The 3,997-nt window shown below is 48.9% G+C and carries 3 protein-coding genes; all 3 read left to right on the top strand.

Translation table 11 applies throughout. The features are described 5' to 3' along the window. Nucleotides 1-190: 190 nt before the first annotated feature. Complete coding sequence (locus tag QZF50_RS22865) at nucleotides 191-754, top strand: fimbrial protein (protein WP_000033328.1); 564 nt, start codon at nucleotides 191-193, stop codon at nucleotides 752-754. Nucleotides 755-835: 81 nt separating this feature from the next. Next, nucleotides 836-3,481 carry a fimbrial usher protein YfcU gene (yfcU, locus tag QZF50_RS22860; RefSeq protein ID WP_001112834.1) on the top strand — a complete coding sequence of 882 codons (2,646 nt, stop codon included), beginning with the start codon at nucleotides 836-838 and terminating at the stop codon, nucleotides 3,479-3,481. 19 nt (nucleotides 3,482-3,500) lie between these two features. After that, nucleotides 3,501-3,997, top strand: a 497-nt coding sequence (locus QZF50_RS22855) for a fimbria/pilus periplasmic chaperone (protein ID WP_290389009.1), incomplete at its 3' end; no start/stop codon positions are given.

The raw sequence follows: 3,997 nt of genomic DNA, 5'->3' as shown, positions 1-3,997 counted from the left end.
TAAAATTAAATTGCATCAGGGGGGTGAAAACATCACTATGCGGCCCCACACCAAAGAATACAATTTTCTACGACCTGTTCTTTTTGGATCGCATGCCGTATTCAATGGCTGGGTATAAACATTGGGTATTGACTGAATCAATGTATTGTAATGTTTATATTTTTAATTATTTATAGTTTAAGGACAAATAATGAGTAAGTTTGTTAAAACAGCTATTGCTGCGGCAATGGTGATGGGCGTTTTCACCTCTACGGCAACAATCGCTGCGGGTAACAACGGTACTGCACGTTTTTACGGCACCATTGAAGACTCAGTGTGTTCTATCGTCCCGGACGATCACAAACTGGAAGTTGATATGGGTGATATCGGTGCCGAAAAACTGAAAAATAACGGCACCACCACGCCGAAAAGTTTCCAGATTCGTCTGCAAGATTGCGTATTTGATACTCAGGAAACAATGACTACTACCTTTACTGGTACCGTTTCTTCTGCAAATAGCGGCAATTATTACACCATTTTCAATACCGATACCGGTGCGGCATTTAACAATGTTAGCCTGGCGATCGGTGACTCTCTGGGTACCTCTTACAAAAGCGGCATGGGTATTGACCAGAAAATAGTGAAAGACACTTCTACCAATAAAGGCAAAGCGAAGCAGACACTGAACTTTAAAGCCTGGCTGGTCGGCGCAGCTGATGCGCCAGATCTGGGTAATTTCGAAGCAAATACCACCTTCCAGATTACTTACCTGTAAGGCATACCCCCATAGCGACACTGCTATGGGGGATTTAAATGGATTTTGACCGAACAAGAATAAAAACGGATAGAAACGTGTATGCCTGACCATTCTCTTTTTCGATTACGGATTCTTCCGTGGTGCATTGCGCTGGCAATGTCAGGGAGTTATAGCAGTGTCTGGGCTGAAGACGACATTCAGTTTGATTCCCGTTTTCTGGAATTAAAAGGCGACACAAAAATTGATCTGAAGCGTTTTTCCAGCCAGGGATATGTTGAGCCCGGAAAATACAATTTACAGGTTCAACTAAATAAACAGCCATTGGCGGAAGAGTACGATATTTACTGGTATGCTGGTGAAGATGAGGCGAGCAAAAGCTATGCTTGTCTGACACCGGAACTGGTAGCGCAGTTTGGTTTAAAAGAAGACGTGGCGAAAAATCTTCAATGGAGCCACGATGCTAAATGCCTGAAATCCGGTCAACTGGAAGGCATGGAAATTAAGGCTGATTTAAGCCAGTCCGCATTAGTCATTTCACTGCCACAGGCTTACCTCGAATATACTTATCCCGACTGGGATCCGCCTTCACGTTGGGATGACGGCATCTCCGGGATCGTCGCGGACTACAGCATCAACGCACAAACCCGGCATGAAGAAAATGGCGGTGATGATAGTAACGAGATCAGCGGCAACGGGACGGTCGGGGTTAACCTGGGGCCGTGGCGTATGCGTGCTGACTGGCAGACTAACTATCAACATACTCGCAGTAATGATGATGACGATGAATTCAGCGGCGATGAAACTCAAAAAAAATGGGAGTGGAGTCGCTACTATGCCTGGCGGGCGTTACCATCATTAAAAGCCAAACTGGCGCTGGGCGAGGATTACCTCAGATCCGATATTTTTGATGGTTTTAACTATGTTGGTGGCAGTGTCAGTACTGACGATCAAATGTTGCCTCCCAATCTGCGCGGCTACGCGCCAGACATTTCCGGCGTGGCACACACCACAGCAAAAGTGACCGTCAGCCAGATGGGGCGTGTGATTTACGAAACGCAGGTTCCGGCTGGACCGTTTCGTATTCAGGATCTTGGTGATTCTGTCTCCGGTACGTTGCATATTCGCATTGAAGAACAGAACGGCCAGGTGCAGGAATATGACATCAGCACCGCCTCGATGCCATACCTCACTCGCCCAGGTCAGGTTCGCTATAAGATCATGATGGGCCGTCCGCAAGAGTGGGGACACCATGTCGAGGGTGAATTTTTTTCTGGTGCTGAAGCTTCCTGGGGGATCGCTAACGGCTGGTCGTTATATGGCGGCGCACTGGGAGATGAAAACTATCAGTCTGCGGCGCTTGGCGTCGGTCGCGATTTGTCTACATTCGGCGCGGTCGCGTTTGATGTTACTCACTCGCACACCAAACTGGATAAAGACACCGCTTATGGCAAAGGTTCGCTGGACGGTAACTCCTTCCGTGTGAGTTATTCCAAAGACTTTGACCAGCTCAACAGCCGCGTTACTTTTGCTGGATATCGCTTCTCGGAAGAGAACTTTATGACCATGAGCGAGTATCTGGATGCCAGTGACAGCGGAATGGTACGCACGGGCAACGACAAAGAGATGTACACCGCCACTTATAACCAGAACTTCCGCGATGCGGGTGTTTCGGTTTATCTCAACTATACCCGCCATACCTACTGGGATCGCGAGGAGCAGACAAACTACAACATCATGCTCTCGCACTATTTCAATATGGGCAGTATTCGTAATGTCAGCATCTCGATGACTGGCTACCGTTACGAGTATGACAACCAGGCCGACAAAGGCATGTACATTTCGCTCAGTATGCCGTGGGGCGACAACAGTACCGTTAGCTATAACGGTAACTATGGCAGTGGGACGGACAGCAGTCAGGTCGGTTATTTCAGCCGTGTCGATGACGCGACTCACTATCAGTTGAACGTCGGCACCAGTGACAAACACACCAGCGTTGACGGCTATTACAGCCATGATGGTTCGCTGGCGCAGGTTGATCTCAGTGCGAACTACCATGAAGGGCAATACACCTCTGCGGGCTTGTCGTTACAGGGCGGCGCAACGCTTACTGCCCACGGTGGCGCACTTCACCGTACCCAGAATATGGGCGGGACACGCTTGTTGATTGATGCCGATGGCGTTGCCGATGTTCCGGTAGAAGGTAACGGTGCTGCTGTTTATACCAATATGTTTGGTAAAGCCGTCGTTTCTGACGTCAATAACTATTACCGCAATCAGGCGTATATCGACCTCAACAAACTGCCGGAAAACGCCGAAGCAACCCAGTCGGTGGTACAAGCCACGCTAACTGAAGGGGCGATTGGCTACCGCAAATTTGCCGTCATCAGTGGTCAAAAAGCGATGGCGGTGCTGCGTTTACAAGACGGCAGCCATCCTCCGTTTGGCGCAGAAGTAAAAAATGATAACGAGCAGACAGTGGGCCTTGTCGATGATGACGGCAATGTTTATCTGGCTGGGGTGAAACCTGGCGAACACATGAGTGTGTTCTGGAGTGGTGTTGCGCATTGCGATATCAACCTGCCGGACCCGCTGCCTGCCGATCTGTTTAACGGCTTGTTACTGCCATGCCAGCATAAAGGCAACGTCGCGCCGGTTGTTCCTGATGACATAAAGCCTGTCATTCAGGAGCAGACGCAACAGGTGACACCCACCAATCCCCCTGTTTCTGTTTCAGCTAACCAATAACGTGATTAAGGAATGATCCATGTCTGATTTACTTTGCTCTGCCAAATTGGGTGCTACGACGCTAGCGTTACTGCTTAGCGCTGCCAGTTTGTCTGCCCAGGCTTCTGTAACGCCAGATCGTACCCGTTTGATATTTAATGAAAGCGACAAATCAATCAGCGTGACGTTGCGCAATAACGATCCGAAACTGCCTTATCTGGCCCAAAGCTGGATCGAAGATGAAAAGGGTAACAAGATCAGTTCACCGTTAACTGTTCTGCCACCGGTGCAACGCATCGATTCAATGATGAACGGGCAGGTAAAAGTGCAGGGAATGCCGGATATCAACAAATTGCCTGCCGATCGTGAAAGCCTGTTCTACTTCAACGTGCGTGAGATCCCGCCAAAATCAAACAAAGCCAACACGCTGCAAATAGCACTACAAACGCGTATTAAGTTGTTCTGGCGACCGAAGGCGCTGGAGAACGTCAGCATGAAAAACCCCTGGCAATATAAGGTTACTTTAACCCGCAACGG

It is taken from the genome of uncultured Escherichia sp. (assembly GCF_948475835.1).
GTDB lineage: Bacteria > Pseudomonadota > Gammaproteobacteria > Enterobacterales > Enterobacteriaceae > ECMA0423.
Note: the sequence above shows the minus strand (reverse complement) of the source record. Positions and strands in the feature narration are given on the sequence as shown.